The 14572-nt window shown below is 35.7% G+C and carries 14 protein-coding genes; 11 read left to right on the top strand and 3 right to left on the bottom strand.

Going from position 1 to position 14572, the window contains the following annotated elements:
* Nucleotides 1–495: 495 nt before the first annotated feature.
* The 3 genes from CW751_RS07810 to CW751_RS07800 are packed head-to-tail and all read left to right on the top strand — an operon-like array spanning nt 496 to nt 3171.
* A complete protein-coding gene (locus tag CW751_RS07810) occupies nt 496–1194 on the top strand; it encodes an SDR family NAD(P)-dependent oxidoreductase (protein WP_101334450.1) in 699 nt (232 codons plus the stop codon).
* Between the two features lie 4 nt (nt 1195–1198).
* Nucleotides 1199–1855 (top strand): TetR family transcriptional regulator C-terminal domain-containing protein, encoded by a 657-nt coding sequence (locus CW751_RS07805; protein ID WP_101334449.1) that lies wholly within the window; start codon nt 1199–1201, stop codon nt 1853–1855.
* Between the two features lie 5 nt (nt 1856–1860).
* Nucleotides 1861–3171 (top strand): ABC1 kinase family protein, encoded by a 1311-nt coding sequence (locus CW751_RS07800; RefSeq protein WP_101334448.1) that lies wholly within the window; start codon nt 1861–1863, stop codon nt 3169–3171.
* Between the two features lie 231 nt (nt 3172–3402).
* Here CW751_RS07800 and CW751_RS07795 read toward each other — a convergent pair whose 3' ends face one another.
* Nucleotides 3403–4362 carry an isopenicillin N synthase family dioxygenase gene (locus CW751_RS07795; RefSeq protein ID WP_101334447.1) on the bottom strand — a complete coding sequence of 320 codons (960 nt, stop codon included), beginning with the start codon at nt 4360–4362 and terminating at the stop codon, nt 3403–3405.
* A 304-nt stretch (nt 4363–4666) separates the two neighbouring features.
* A complete protein-coding gene (locus tag CW751_RS07785; protein ID WP_101334445.1) occupies nt 4667–4921 on the bottom strand; it encodes a hypothetical protein in 255 nt (84 codons plus the stop codon).
* 29 nt (nt 4922–4950) lie between these two features.
* Between CW751_RS07785 and CW751_RS07780 the strand changes: the two genes are divergently transcribed.
* The 8 genes from CW751_RS07780 to pyrF all read left to right on the top strand — a co-directional run bounded on the left by CW751_RS07780 (nt 4951) and on the right by pyrF (nt 12650).
* Nucleotides 4951–5634, top strand: a complete 684-nt coding sequence (locus tag CW751_RS07780; RefSeq protein WP_101334444.1) for a tetratricopeptide repeat protein — start codon at nt 4951–4953, stop codon at nt 5632–5634.
* Entirely contained in the window at nt 5627–6274 is a 648-nt protein-coding gene (gene nth / locus CW751_RS07775; RefSeq protein ID WP_101334443.1) for an endonuclease III, read from the top strand. The genes CW751_RS07780 and nth overlap by 8 nt, the downstream gene beginning before the upstream one ends.
* A gap of 328 nt (nt 6275–6602) precedes the next feature.
* Nucleotides 6603–7799: an ATP-binding protein gene (locus CW751_RS07770; protein WP_101334442.1), complete on the top strand. Its 1197-nt coding sequence runs from the start codon at nt 6603–6605 to the stop codon at nt 7797–7799.
* Nucleotides 7800–7906: 107 nt separating this feature from the next.
* On the top strand, nt 7907–8827 hold the full coding sequence (locus CW751_RS07765; RefSeq protein ID WP_101334441.1) for a DUF58 domain-containing protein: 921 nt from the start codon (nt 7907–7909) through the stop codon (nt 8825–8827).
* Nucleotides 8828–9111: 284 nt separating this feature from the next.
* The gene (locus CW751_RS07760; protein WP_101334440.1) at nt 9112–10278 is read left to right on the top strand and encodes an AIR synthase related protein; all 1167 of its coding nucleotides are present in this window, start codon (nt 9112–9114) and stop codon (nt 10276–10278) included.
* Nucleotides 10279–10286: 8 nt separating this feature from the next.
* Nucleotides 10287–11375 carry a peptide chain release factor 1 gene (gene prfA, locus CW751_RS07755; RefSeq protein WP_101334439.1) on the top strand — a complete coding sequence of 363 codons (1089 nt, stop codon included), beginning with the start codon at nt 10287–10289 and terminating at the stop codon, nt 11373–11375.
* An 80-nt stretch (nt 11376–11455) separates the two neighbouring features.
* Nucleotides 11456–11755: a hypothetical protein gene (locus CW751_RS07750; RefSeq protein ID WP_101334438.1), complete on the top strand. Its 300-nt coding sequence runs from the start codon at nt 11456–11458 to the stop codon at nt 11753–11755.
* A gap of 73 nt (nt 11756–11828) precedes the next feature.
* The gene (pyrF, locus tag CW751_RS07745) at nt 11829–12650 is read left to right on the top strand and encodes an orotidine-5'-phosphate decarboxylase (protein ID WP_101334437.1); all 822 of its coding nucleotides are present in this window, start codon (nt 11829–11831) and stop codon (nt 12648–12650) included.
* Between the two features lie 119 nt (nt 12651–12769).
* Here pyrF and CW751_RS07740 read toward each other — a convergent pair.
* Nucleotides 12770–14572 (bottom strand): PKD domain-containing protein (locus CW751_RS07740; RefSeq protein ID WP_133122163.1); only part of this gene is annotated, 1803 nt, incomplete at its 5' end.

Raw genomic sequence — 14572 nt, 5'->3', positions numbered from 1 at the left:
TACGCTCTGTCGAAATGACAAGCTTTAGTGAGAGGTATAAGTAAAAAAAAGAAGAAAAACTTCGTTTTTCCTCTTTTTTACCCCCCACAACAACCACACGTTGTCATTTCGCACGGAATGGAATGAATGAGAAATCTTTCGCACAAGCCAAGGGGTTTGGTTTAAACGATTGTTTGGAAAGAGATTTATCAAGTTCGCGCTCTGTCAAAACATCAATATTTATGGGGAATTATCAAAGATTAAGAAGAGATTCCTCGTCACTGCGTCTTTCTTAAAATACTTAATGCTAAAAACAACACAATAAAGAAAGATTTCTCGTCGCTACGCTCTGTCAAAATGAAATGACTGAGAAATCTTTCTCAAAAGCCAAAGGGTTGGGTTTAAACAATTGTTTTACAGAATTTCTCCTCGCTGCTTATTTTGAAATCACAATAAATATCAAATAAAAAAACCTTTTCTCTTTCTTTTTGTTTTACAAGAAAGCAAAATAGAATTATGAAAAACTACATCATCATAGGCGGTTCTTCCGGGATTGGAGCTGCTATCACTGCGCAATTAGCAAAGGAAAACAATCACGTTACGGCAACTTACAATTCAAACGACGGAAATTCAGATACAGATAATATAAAATACCATCATTTAGATGTCACGGCGGAGACAATTGATTTGGATTTTTTACCTAAAGAAATTGATGGATTGGTTTACTGTCCAGGAAGTATCAATTTAAAACCTTTCGCTCGTATTAAACCCGCGGCTTTTTTGGAGGATTTTGATTTACAAGTAAACGGAGCTATTAAAGTCTTACAAGCGACAATCTCAAAATTAAAGAAATCAGGAAATGCCAGTGTTGTACTTTTTTCAACAGTTGCTGTTCAAAATGGATTTAATTTCCATTCACAGGTTGCTGCTTCGAAAGGGGCAATTGAAGGTTTGATGAGATCATTAGCCGCTGAATATGCACCAAAAATTAGATTTAACGCTATTGCACCTTCTTTAACAGACACGCAACTTGCTGGTAAGATGTTAAGTTCTGACGAGAAGAAAAAAGCAAATGCAGAAAGACATCCACTAAAAAAGATTGGTCAGCCACAAGATATTGCTGAAATGGCCGTTTTCTTATTAAGCGATAAATCTAAATGGATTACAGGTCAAGTTATGCATGTGGATGGAGGAATGTCATCAATAAAAAATTAAAATCATGGAAATTCAAGAGCAAAGTACGAGAAATACAATTTTAAAAAAATACAGCGATCATGTGCTAAAACATGGTGAAAAGCCAAAAAGCATCTACGCTTTTACCAAAGAAAACAATATGGAAGAAGCTGAGTTTTATGCTCACTTCGGGACATTTGAAGCAATTGATGCAGCCATTTTTGTAGATTTATTTAAGAACACAATGCAACTGCTGCATCAGGATGAAGATTACAAAAAAGGAAATGCTCAACATCAATTATTGAGTTTTTACTTTACGTTTTTTGAGATGCTTACTGCCAATAGAAGTTTGGTGATGTATGTTTTGAATCAAAATGAAAACAAACTAAAAACGTTAAAAACACTTGATCCGCTGAAGGAAGAGTACACGGATTTTGTGGAATCACTAGACATTGAGTCTCCAGATGTTTTTATCGACAACATTGCAAATATAATAGATAAAGGTATGGCGAAAGTTTCTTATGGTCAGCTTCTTTTCATTTTGCGTTTTTGGATGAAAGACACTTCCCCTTCATTTGAAAAAACTGATGTTTTAATCGAAAAATCAATTCACGCAGGTTTTGAAGCTTTGAATACTAAGCCCTTCGATACTTTTGTTGACTTGGGGAAATTTCTTTGGAAAGAAAGAAAATCTAAAGCATAGAAAAGATGAAATCTATAGATAAAATTCCAACTTCAAAAATTAATCGTGCTTCCAAATTGGTTTCTACAGGAGCTAAAATTGGCGTGAACTATTTGAAGTATTACGGAAATAAGTTGACAAAATCTGAGGAAGAAGCCCGTTCAAAACTCGACGAATCAAATGCCTCAGACATTTATGACAGTTTAAAAAGCATGAAAGGAAGTGCTTTAAAAATGGCACAAATGATGAGCATGGACAAAACCATGTTACCTCAGGCTTATGTAGAGAAGTTTTCGCTTTCTCAATTTTCTGTCCCTCCCCTATCTGCTCCTTTAGTTAAGAAAACATTGACTCGTTATTTTGGTAAAAATCCATCTGAGCTTTTCGATGAATTTAATTACGAGGCAATCAATGCTGCGAGCATCGGACAGGTTCATCAAGCAGAAAAAGAGGGTAAGAAATTGGCTGTAAAAATTCAATACCCCGGTGTTGCCGACAGCATTGGAAGTGACTTGGCATTGGTAAAACCCATTGCGATGCGTATGCTGAACATTCAAGGTCAAGATGCTGATCGTTATTTCAAAGAAGTTGAGGAAAAGCTGATGGAAGAAACAGATTACGCTTTGGAATTGTCGCAAAGTATTGCAGTTGCAGAGGCTTGCCATCACATTCCTAATTTATTATTTCCAAAATACTACGAGGAATTTTCCACCGGAAAAGTCCTAACCATGGATTGGATGGATGGAATACAGATTTCTGAATTTACTAAAAACAATAAAGATCCAGAAAAAGCAAACAAAGTTGGTCAAGCCTTATGGGACTTTTACATGCATCAAATTCATGAAGTAAGAAAAGTGCATGCAGATCCACATCCAGGTAATTTTATGGTTACCAAAAACGATGAACTCATTGCTATTGATTTTGGCTGTATGAAAGAGATTCCAGAGGATTTTTATTTTCCTTATTTTGAATTAACCAAGCCAAGTATTTTAGAAAATCCAGCAGCGTTTAGACAACAATTAAAAGCTTTAGAGATTCTCAAAGACACTGACACACCTGAAGAAATTGAATTCTTCAGTGGTATTTTCAAGGAATTACTTGGATTATTTGCCCTTCCCTTTCACGAAGAAGAATTTGATTTCTCTGACCCAACATTTTTCGAAAAAATAGCAACGATGGCAGAAAAATATTCAAAAAATGAAGATTTAAGAAAAGTAGATGCAGGAAGAGGTTCAAAGCATTTTATTTACATCAACAGAGCGTTTTTCGGATTGTATAGCTTAATGAATGAGCTACAATCTAATAATATAAAAGTGAACAACTTTAAGGAATTATGAACGATGAACGATGAATTCGAGTCGCTACACCATTCTAAAAATACTTAATGCTAAAAACAACACAATAAAGAAAGATTTCTCGTCGCTACGCTCTGTCGAATCCGATTGATCGTATGACAAACTTTAGTGGGTAGATTTGGGTAAAAATGAATCGATCATAGATAACAAAACCAGTAAAGGCGATTTGCAAATCGCCCCTACTGGTTTTTAATTCGTAATTCGTAATTGATTTTATTTAACCAATCCTATTTCTCTTAATCTTTCCATTAAATATTCTCCTGCTGTGATATCTTCGTAATGCTTTGGATTGTTTTCATCTATACATGATTCCAAACAGTTTAACGGCATTTCTGATCTTGGGTGTAAGAAAAACGGAACTGAATATCTACTTGTTCCAAGATTTTCTTTCGATGGATTAATTACACGATGCGTTGTAGATTTTAGTTTGTTATTGGTCAAACGCTGCAACATATCTCCAACATTTACCACAATATGGTCTTCAATAGAAGTTACAGAAACCCATTCATTTTGTTTGTTCAAGACTTGTAAACCATCTGCTGAAGCTCCAACCAATAATGTAATCAAGTTGATGTCTTCATGTTCTCCTGCACGTACAGCTCCTTCTTCAATTTCACCTGTTATTGGTGGATAATGAATAGGGCGTAAAATACTGTTTCCATTGTGGATGTGCTCATTAAAATAAGTTTCTTCTAATCCTAAATGCAGAGCAATTGCGCGTAATAAGTGTCTTCCTGTATCTTCAAAGGCTTTATACGCCTGTTTTCCAACTTTAAGAAAATCGGGTTGTTCTTTAACATCAACATTATCAGGATAAGATTCAGCTAGTGCCGGCTCATTTTCCACAAATTGTCCGAAGTGCCAAAATTCTTTTAAATCACCAGCAGTTTTACCTTTGGCGTGTTCCTTACCAAAAGGGGTATATCCTCGCTGTCCTCCTATTCCAGGAATGTTGTATTTATTTTTGACTGCTTCGTCTTGACCAAAGAAGATTTTCATTTGCTCATACAATTCGTCAATCAACTCTTGAGAAATACCGTGATTTCTAACCGCAACGAAACCAATATCTTCGTATGCTTTTCCTAATTCATTGATAAATTTTTGTTGTTGTTTCTCGTCACCAGTTAAAAACTCTGATAAATCAACCGATGGGATTCCTTGTGGACTACTCATAATATCTATTTTGTTTCAAAACAAAAATAGCATTTTTTTTTACATATAGAATGGAGTAAAGGAATGAGAAGGGAGAGCAGATTGAGAATGGGGAGAAGTGTTTTTATTTGGCTTAGGGATAGCAACGGCATCCTTTTTTACGATTCATCGAAAAAAAGATACAGTGGAAAGCCCGACTCATTTTTCTTGGAGTTTACGGAGAGAAAAAATGAGAAAGCCCCAAAGACAGTGGATATTAGGGAGAGTGAAATGGGAGAGAGAGAGAAAACGATGAGCATACTGCTTAATGCATACTGCCTGCTGCTTAAGGCTTAGAATCCACATACTCTTTCGCTGCTTGCCATTGTTCTTCGAATTCCTTTTCTTCGCTCATTTGGTACATATCGATTTCTGAAGCTAACATATCTTGAATTTGTAATTTTTCAAAATACTTTTTGGCATGAACAACATGAATTAAAAAACGTTTACCTACCAGTTGTACTTCCTCAAATGTGGTAAATGATGTAACTTTGTAAAAAGACTTGTTATCAAAACGTTTTCTATATTGTGGAAAGTCCATAGTTTTGTATTATTAATTAAGAAAGACAAATGTATATTAATTCTGAACATAAAAAAGCGCAGGAACTACTCGATGCTCAAAAATTTGAGAAATCTTTGGTTGCGTTTAACAAAGCATTGAAACTCGATCCGAATCATCCAGATATTCTCTCTCATCGTGGGGTTTTGCACTTGCACATGAATCAAAAGAAAAAGTGTTTTGATGATCTTGAATTGTCGCTTAATTTAGATAAAACTTATAGTTACAGATATGCGGCATTGGCTTATGCTAAGGATTATTTTGGTGATTTAGACTCGGCTATTAAACTTTATGAAAAAGCTGTTGAATTAGATCCAGATGATGCAATTGCCCACAATAATTTGGGCTTGTTGATGGAAAAAAGAGGATATCAACAAAAAGCTAAAGATAATTTTGAAAAGGCGGATAAGTTGGCCAAGATTCAGGATGATATGCTTGAGAAATTGGATGAATTGGAAGCCAAAGAGGAGATATATTTTAAAGATAATGGAGAAAAATCAGCGGATAACAATCCTCTTCCAAAACCAGGTTCACAAAACATTCCTAAAGGAGAACCTTTGCAACCTAAAAAATTAAAGGCTGATGAAAAACAAACCTTTGGAAAGATATCTAAGGACTTGGTGACCAAAAAAAGTGTGTTTAAAGAATTTATTGGTTTCGTGAAAAACGGTTTTAAATTGGATAAAAATGACTAGAAAAGAAAAAGCTGAGTTTATTATGGAGGAATTGGATAAAATTTATCCTACCACTCCTGTCCCACTCGACCATAAAGATCCTTATACTTTATTGATTGCCGTTTTACTTTCGGCGCAATGTACGGATATAAGGGTTAATCAAATTACACCATATTTATTTGCAAAGGCTGATAATCCTTATGATATGGTGAAACTTTCTGTCGAGGAAATCAGAGAAATCATTAAACCATGTGGATTATCGCCAAGAAAATCTAAAGCCATTCATCGCTTGTCGGAAATTTTAATCGAGAAACACGATGGAATTGTCCCAGACAACTACGAAGACTTGGAGTTTTTACCAGGCGTTGGACACAAAACTGCCGCTGTGGTGATGTCACAAGCCTTTGGTGTTCCAGCATTTCCAGTTGACACACACATTCATCGTTTATTGTACAGATGGGGAATTTCAAATGGAAAAAACGTAGAACAAACAGAAAAAGATGCAAAAAAAGTGTTTCCTAAAGAAAAATGGAATAAATTGCACTTACAGATCATTTTTTACGGTAGAAGTCACTCACCTGCGAGAAGTCCAAAACTAAGCGTAGATTATATTACGGAAGCAATTGGAACGAAGAAGGTTTTGAAGGAGTTTAAACCTTAAATAATGATGAGTGATGAATTATGAATGTTGAATGCGAGCATGGGTGGTAGTATGATGCTTGGTTAGGGTTTGATTCATTAATTTAGCTTAGTGGGTTCTACAAAAATCAGCTATATTTGTATACCAAGCTATACAATTATGGAAATTCTTTTTGAAAAATATCAGCAAAAGTTAAAACACACGCAGCTTGACTTCGTTCGCGCTATAATGATGAATGTTGAATGCGAACATAGTTGGTACTATGATGTATAGTTAGGGGGTGATTCATTAATTTTGATTAGCAGGCTAAACAAAATTTAGCTATATTTGTATACCAAGCTATACAATTATGGAAATTCTTTTTGAAAAATATCAGCAAAAGTTAAAACACACGCAGCTTGACTTCGTTCGCGCTATAATGAACGAAATTAATTGGGATGCCCGTTTAATTGGTATAAAAGGGGCTAGAGGCGTTGGCAAAACAACACTTTTACTTCAATATATCAAATTACACTTGGCTGATTCTATTGAAAACTCGCTTTACATTAGCTTGGATCATATTTGGTTTAACACAAATTCTCTTTCGGGATTGGTAGATGATTTCGAAAAAAAAGGCGGAAAATATTTATTTATTGATGAAGTACATAAATACTCAGGTTGGGCTCAGGAGATTAAAAATATCTACGATGATTATCCAGCTCTTAAAATTGTCTTCACTGGTTCATCATTATTGGAAATACTAAATGCTAGAGCTGATTTAAGCAGACGAGCAGTGATTTACAATATGCAAGGCTTTTCATTTAGAGAATACATTCAACTCGAAAGTGGTATAAAAATGCCGAAACTTTCTCTAGACAAAATTATAAATAACCATGTCGAAGAGTCATCAAAAATTCTTGAACTGATCAAACCTTTTGAGTTTTTCGAAAAATATTTGAAAGAAGGCTACTACCCTTTTTACAAGGAACAACCGGATTTATATCAAATGCGTTTAGGCGAGGTAATTAATATGATGCTTGAAATTGAACTTCCACTTTTAAGATCTGTTGAATTGTCATATATTCCAAAAGTCAAGCAATTACTTGTTGCCATATCTCAATCAGTTCCTTTTATACCAAATATTAGTAAACTAAGTGAAAAAATCAATATCAATAGAACCACATTGCTTTATTATATCCACTATCTAGAAGAAATTGGATTAACACGAAATTTGCATAAAAAAAATCAAGGAATAAGTATTTTACAGAAACCTTCAAAGATATATTTAGAAAACACAAATTTAATTTTCAACTTGGCCCGTGAGAATGTGAATGTAGGAAATAATAGAGAAACATTCTTTGCGAATCAATTATCCAACTATCATAAGATCAATTATACTGAAAAAGGAGATTTTTTAGTGGATGAAATATACACTTTTGAAATTGGTGGAAAGAACAAGACAAATCAGCAAATAAAATCAGTACCAAACAGTTATATAGCCGCAGACAATATTGAATACGGTCGAGGAAACAAAATTCCATTGTGGCTCTTTGGATTTCTTTACTAAAGGAAATTAACCTTGATAGTAAACCAAAGTGATTACTATCGAAAATCATTCATACAACATTCATAATTCGACATTAATAATTCATAATTAATCCCTATATTTCACGCATGGCAGAGAAAATTCAACGAGAATATTTAGAGCAATTTGGCAATCTAGAAGTTTTGGCAAAGCAAATTGTTGAGGGATTTATTACTGGGATGCACAAATCTCCATTTCATGGATTTTCTGTTGAATTTGCCGAACATCGATTATACAATACGGGGGAATCAACTAAGCACGTAGATTGGAAATTGTATGCCCGAACCGAAAAGCTTTTTACTAAAAAATACGAGGAAGAAACCAATCTTCGTTGTCAGTTTGTGCTGGATACATCGAGTTCAATGTACTTTCAAGATCAAGACAATTGGTCGAAGTTAAAATACAGCATTTACGGAATCGCTTCTTTAATGGAGTTACTAAAAAGACAAAGAGATGCTGTAGGATTAACCACTTTTACAGACAAAATTCAATTACACACCGAAAATAAATCATCTAATCGTCACCATCGTTTTATCTTCTCTGAATTAGAAAAATTACTTCGTCAATATGATGCTAAAACAACTGCTTCAACGGAAGCTGTTCAGGTTTTACATGATGTTGCAGAACTTTGTCACCGACGCAGTTTAATTGTAATTTTCTCAGATATGTTAAACGATCCTGAAGGAAAAGACGAACTTTTTGAAGCGCTTCAGCATTTAAAACACAATAAACATGAGGTAATTCTTTTTCATGTGGTCGACAAAGCGAAAGAACTAGATTTTCAATTGGAAAATAGACCTTACACGCTTGTTGACATGGAAACTGGAGAACAAATGAAGCTCGTTCCGGGAGAAGTCAAAGAACATTACACAAAACAGGTTGAAAATTATTTCAAGGAATTGGAACAAAAATGCGGAGCTTATGGAATAGATTTCCATGAACTAGACACGAATCAGCCGTTGAATGAATTACTTGTTCAGTTTTTGAGTAAACGACAGAAAATGGGATAATTGACAATTCCTACTTGATTTTTGGGCGAATCCCTGCCATTTTTTTATCTCAATTAGATTTTAATGGAATCAAAAAAATGACAGCGTCGGGTTTTCCACTGTATCTTTTTTTCGATAAATCGTAAAAAAAGGATGCCGTTACTACCCCTTTCGCGAACTTAATCTTTCCTTCTGAAATTACCCTTTTATTAAATTATGATTTTTTCATTGGATAGTTCTCAAAATATCAACAAACAACTCTTAAATTTTCTTTATCTTTGCGTTTTTCATAATCGTTAAAAATCATGGCAGATAATCGTTACAACCAAAGAGGCGTTTCCGCAGGAAAAGAGGATGTTCACAATGCAATTGCAAATATTGATAAAGGACTTTTTCCTCAAGCATTTTGTAAAATTGTACCTGATCTCCTCACTGGAAGTGAAGAGCACTGCATAGTAATGCATGCTGATGGTGCAGGAACTAAGTCTGCTTTGGCATATATGTACTGGAAGGAAACAGGTGATTTATCTGTTTGGAAAGGGATTGCTCAAGATGCTTTGATTATGAATGTTGACGATTTATTGTGTGTTGGAGCAACAGACAATATTTTGGTTTCTTCTACAATTGGTCGTAACAAAAACTTGATTACTGGAGAAGTGCTTTCTTCATTAATTAATGGTTCTGAGGAATTATTGGCTGATTTACGCGAAATGGGAATCGGAATTGATTCAACCGGTGGAGAAACTGCTGATGTTGGTGATTTGGTGCGTACAATTATCGTAGATTCTACTGTAGTGGCTAGAATGAAGCGCGAAGATGTGGTTTCTAATCACAACATTCAACCTGGAGATGTAATTGTGGGACTTTCATCGTCTGGACAAGCGACTTACGAAAAAGAATATAACGGAGGAATGGGATCGAACGGATTAACTTCTGCTCGTCATGATGTCTTCCATAAATATTTGGCGGAAAAATTCCCAGAAAGTTTTGACCCAAGTGTTCCAAATGATTTAGTGTATAGTGGAAATTACAAATTAACTGACAAAGTTAAAGATAGTCCACTTGATGCTGGAAAGCTAGTGCTTTCTCCGACGAGAACCTACGCTCCAATTATTAAGAAAATTTTAGACAGTCACCGGGCAGACATTCATGGAATGGTTCATTGTAGTGGTGGCGCACAAACCAAAGTATTGCACTTTATAGATAATTTACATATTGTTAAGGATAACCTCTTCCCTATTCCACCGTTGTTTAAAGCGATTCACGAAGAATCCGGAACGGACTGGAAGGAAATGTATAAAGTTTTCAATATGGGACACCGAATGGAACTTTACGTACCAGAAGAAATTGCTCAAGACATTATTCAAATTTCAGAATCGTTTAATGTAGATGCACAAATCGTTGGTCGTGTGGAAGAAAGTGAAACTAAAAAACTTACGATTACATCAGAATTCGGTACTTTTGAATATTAATCACATTTATGGATAATACATTATTAAGCAAATTAGAAGCTATACATTACCGATTTAAGGAAGTTGGTCAATTGATTGTTGACCCTGACATTATTTCGGACATGAAACGCTATGTCAAGCTCAACAAAGAATACAAAGATTTAGAAGAATTAGATAAGGTTTACCAAGAGTATAAAAACGTCTTGGAAAACATTGCTTCTTCTCGTGAATTACTTGCAGAGGAAAAAGATCCCGAAATGCGAGAAATGGCTAAAATGGAACTTGACGAGTTAGAAAACAAACGTCCTGAAATGGAAGAGGAAATCAAGTTCATGTTGATTCCTAAAGATCCTGAAGATGATAAAAACGTGATTATTGAATTGCGTGCTGGTACAGGTGGAGATGAAGCTTGTATTTTCGTTGAGGATATCTACCGCATGTACACCATGTTCTTCAAAGAAAAAGGATGGAAAGTTGAAATTATTAACTCTCAGGAAGGTGGAACTTCTGGATACAAAGAAGTTTCAATGAACGTTGAAGGAGAAGGCGTTTATGGAACAATGAAGTTTGAATCTGGTGTTCATCGTGTGCAACGTGTTCCAGAAACAGAATCACAAGGCCGTGTACATACTTCCGCGATTACAGTTGCCGTTTTACCCGAAGCAGAAGAAGTGGATATTGAATTAAACATGGGAGATGTTCGTCGTGATACTTTCCGCGCTTCTGGAGCTGGAGGTCAGCACGTTAACAAAACAGATTCTGCCATTCGATTAACTCACGCTCCAACAGGAATTGTGGTTGAATGTCAAGATGGTCGTTCGCAGCACAAAAACTATGATAAAGCACTTTCTGTTTTGCGTTCAAGATTATACCAAGTAGAACTGGACAAGGTTATGGGAGAACGCGCTGAAAAACGTAAATCTTTAGTTTCTTCAGGAGATAGATCTGCGAAAATTAGAACATACAATTATCCGCAAGGAAGAATTACCGATCACAGAATCAACAAAACGATGTATAACCTTTCATCGTTTATGAATGGTGACATTCAAGAGATGATTGATGCATTGAAGATGGCTGAGAATGCTGAGAAGTTGAAGGGTGAAGAAGGGTTGGTTTAATTATGAAGGATGAATTATGAGTGTTGAATTTTTGGTTGACTCGAGGTTGATTGATAATTGATATCCGATAGGTATCGGATTTGAAAATTCAAGAATTCAAGGAAAAACATATTAAAAATGCGTTGCACGGATTGTGTGGCGCATTTTTTCGTAAAACTCAATTAATGATTATTGGGATACAATGCTTGTTTTTTGTTGAGCTGCCCCTTCAGGGCAACTCATTTCAACCCTATGGCAACGCCTTGGGGTTGAAATACGTCTTACATCAGCGCCCTGAAGGGGCAGCTCAACTCCAATTACCACCTAAAGGTCAAAAAATCTATCTACGTATCAACTACCTCGGGGTTCAACCTGCCAATAAAACGCTTTGTCGCCCTTAAACCAAAATAAGATGAACTCTCTATATCCCATAAAATTTCACTATATTTGCCTTCTTATTTTTAATCGTAAGTAATGACAAAAGACAAACTTATAGCAGAGATAAAATCAAAGAAATCTTTTCTTTGTGTTGGATTAGATACCGATATGGATTTAATTCCTAAGCACCTGTTGGACACTGAAGACCCTATTTTCGAGTTCAACAAGGCCATTATCGATGCAACAAAAGACTATTGTGTTGCTTACAAACCAAATATTGCTTTTTACGAATGTCATGGACCAAAAGGATGGGAGTCATTAAAGAAAACATTGGATTACATTCCAAAAGATAAGTTTACGATTGCCGACGCTAAACGTGGTGATATTGGAAATACTTCTCGGTATTACGCAAAAACATTCTTCGAATACATGGATTTTGACGCAGTAACCATTGCGCCTTATATGGGAGAAGATTCAATTACTCCTTTTTTAGAGTATAAAGATAAATGGGTAATTGCCTTGGCATTGACTTCAAATAAAGGAGCTCTTGATTTTCAATTCATGACAGATTTGAATGGAAAAAAATTATACGAGCACGTATTGGAAAAAACTTCGAAATGGGGAACTCCCAGACAATTAATGTATGTTGTTGGAGCAACTAGAGCAGAAAGCATTAAAACAGTTCGTAATATCGTCCCAAATCACTTCTTTTTAGTCCCTGGAATTGGTGCACAAGGAGGTAGCTTAGCGGATACTTCAAACTTTGGATGGAATGAAGATTGTGGACTTTTAGTGAACTCTTCTAGAGGAATTTTATATGCTTCAAACGGATTAGATTTTGCGGAAAAATCAAGAGAAAAAGCTGTTGAAATTCAAAAACAAATGGAAGTTATTCTAGTAGAAAAAGAATTCATTTAAAATATATTTAAAGTCTGGCATTTACTGTCTTCCTTAAGATATTGTCAACAAAAAACCGAACTCAAATTGAGTTCGGTTTTTTTTGTAATTAACTTTAATGAGTGTTGAATGACATTCTTCTACTTTAGCAGATTTACATGCCCTACAAGCTCAATTCTTTCATCATTATACTTTTTCTTAAATTCAATTTTCCAAACGTACACTCCATCTTTTACAATAGTGTTGTTGTCTACACCATAAGTTCCATCCCATCCATAGGCAGCGTTTTGACTTTCAAAAATCAACTCTCCCCAACGGTTGAATATCTTCAAGTTGTAATCTTGAGGATCAAAACCTGACGAGAACACTGGTTTAAAGGTTTCGTTATACTTATTTCCATCTGGTGTAAATGTGTTTGGAACATAGTAAATTAAGTCTTCGATGAATGGTAACTTTACATACGCTGTATCAGGACATCCTAACTCACTGTATGCGATGAGCTGAATTTCGTAGGCATCTTCTCCATCCTCTTCTACTGAATAAGTGTGAATTGGATTGTTTTCAGTACTTGTTTCTCCATCTCCGAAACTCCAATCGTATGTTTCCGCGCCAATTGAACCATTTACAAATGTAGCTTCATCATTCATGTTTGAAAGTTGACCTGGTTCAACTGTAAAGTCAGCAATTGGATAGTTATCAATACAGACATAATTGTTTAATGTTAAGTCACTCACACATCCGTTAACTGATTCAACCTCTAAGTTAACATCATAACATCCTGGATTTGTAAATGTGTAATTAATGTCACATCCATCGATTTGCATCCCTTCAATTGTGAATTGACAATCAGCAGCTCCAGGTGTTAAACTCACCAAGTTAACTTCTAAAGGCGTACAACCTTCGGTAACATCAGCTTCGAATAAAACCTCTGTATTTTCGTTTACTGTTACGTCAACTTGGTCTGAAGCTTCACAACCAAACGCAGATGTTCCAACTACTGAATAAGTTATGGTTCCTACGCTTGGTGTAAATGGAGTTCCGTCAGTCACCCCATTATCCCACACATAAGTAGCAGCTCCGCTTCCTTGTAAGGTAACTTGTGTTCCGTCACATACTTCAACATCATTTCCAGCAGAAACTGTTGGTGTTGGGTGTACCAATACTGAAACAACATCTGAAGAAAAGCAATTGGCTATTTCTGCAGTAACAGTATAATTCGTTGTTCCTACCGGGGAAACAAACCCTACTCCATCCGTCACTCCATTGTCCCAAGTAATTGTTGCTCCATCTGGATTAACAGCTGTTAATGTAACAGTCTCTCCTTCACAAACTTCTTGATCAACTCCTGCGTCAATAGTTGGAGCATTTGGATCCGTAAGGGTCATGGTTACATTCTCTGTGGTGTTACACGCTGGACAGTCTGCATCTGATACGGTATAATCTGTATAAGATCCTGCTGGCAACCCTGTAATTACATATTCTCCTGCTGCATCTGTGGTGATGTTGGTATTCGCTCCTCCATCATAACTGAAGATATAGTCAGTGTTTGCATTCAAACCAGAGATAGTAATTGTTCCGTCACTTGCTCCACATGCTGTTGGGTCAGTACTTGAAACTGTAAATGTCGGAGTGTATGAATCTACAGTAATTGTATGTGTTACATTAATGCTGTTTCCACAGTCATCTGTCACGCTATAAATACGTGTAATAACTTCTCCGTTACATGTGTTGTTGTCTGAACTTTCTGATACAAATGCAACTGTTGGGTTTACCGTACAGTTATCTGCTGCATCGGTAACCACTGAAACATCAACTGGTGGAACATCTGTTAAACATTCTACCGTGACCGGTGCTGGGTTACTTGCTGTTGGGTTGGTATTATCATCAATCGTAATCGTTTGAACTACGTCGATATTATTTCCACAGTCATCTGCGATGTTGTA

The organism is Brumimicrobium salinarum, assembly GCF_002844555.1.
GTDB lineage: Bacteria > Bacteroidota > Bacteroidia > Flavobacteriales_D > Crocinitomicaceae > Brumimicrobium > Brumimicrobium salinarum.
The sequence above is the reverse complement of the archived record's forward strand: the minus strand, read 5'-3'. Positions and strand labels throughout refer to the sequence as shown.

Coding starts and splice junctions, on each gene's coding strand:
- pyrF (WP_101334437.1), top strand. CDS start 11,829: ATGACAAAAGACAAACTTATAGCAGAGATAAAATCAAAGAAATCTTTT.
- prfA (WP_101334439.1), top strand. CDS start 10,287: ATGGATAATACATTATTAAGCAAATTAGAAGCTATACATTACCGATTT.
- CW751_RS07770 (WP_101334442.1), top strand. CDS start 6,603: ATGGAAATTCTTTTTGAAAAATATCAGCAAAAGTTAAAACACACGCAG.
- CW751_RS07800 (WP_101334448.1), top strand. CDS start 1,861: ATGAAATCTATAGATAAAATTCCAACTTCAAAAATTAATCGTGCTTCC.
- CW751_RS07760 (WP_101334440.1), top strand. CDS start 9,112: ATGGCAGATAATCGTTACAACCAAAGAGGCGTTTCCGCAGGAAAAGAG.
- CW751_RS07805 (WP_101334449.1), top strand. CDS start 1,199: ATGGAAATTCAAGAGCAAAGTACGAGAAATACAATTTTAAAAAAATAC.
- CW751_RS07780 (WP_101334444.1), top strand. CDS start 4,951: ATGTATATTAATTCTGAACATAAAAAAGCGCAGGAACTACTCGATGCT.
- nth (WP_101334443.1), top strand. CDS start 5,627: ATGACTAGAAAAGAAAAAGCTGAGTTTATTATGGAGGAATTGGATAAA.
- CW751_RS07765 (WP_101334441.1), top strand. CDS start 7,907: ATGGCAGAGAAAATTCAACGAGAATATTTAGAGCAATTTGGCAATCTA.
- CW751_RS07795 (WP_101334447.1), bottom strand. CDS start 4,362: ATGAGTAGTCCACAAGGAATCCCATCGGTTGATTTATCAGAGTTTTTA.
- CW751_RS07785 (WP_101334445.1), bottom strand. CDS start 4,921: ATGGACTTTCCACAATATAGAAAACGTTTTGATAACAAGTCTTTTTAC.
- CW751_RS07810 (WP_101334450.1), top strand. CDS start 496: ATGAAAAACTACATCATCATAGGCGGTTCTTCCGGGATTGGAGCTGCT.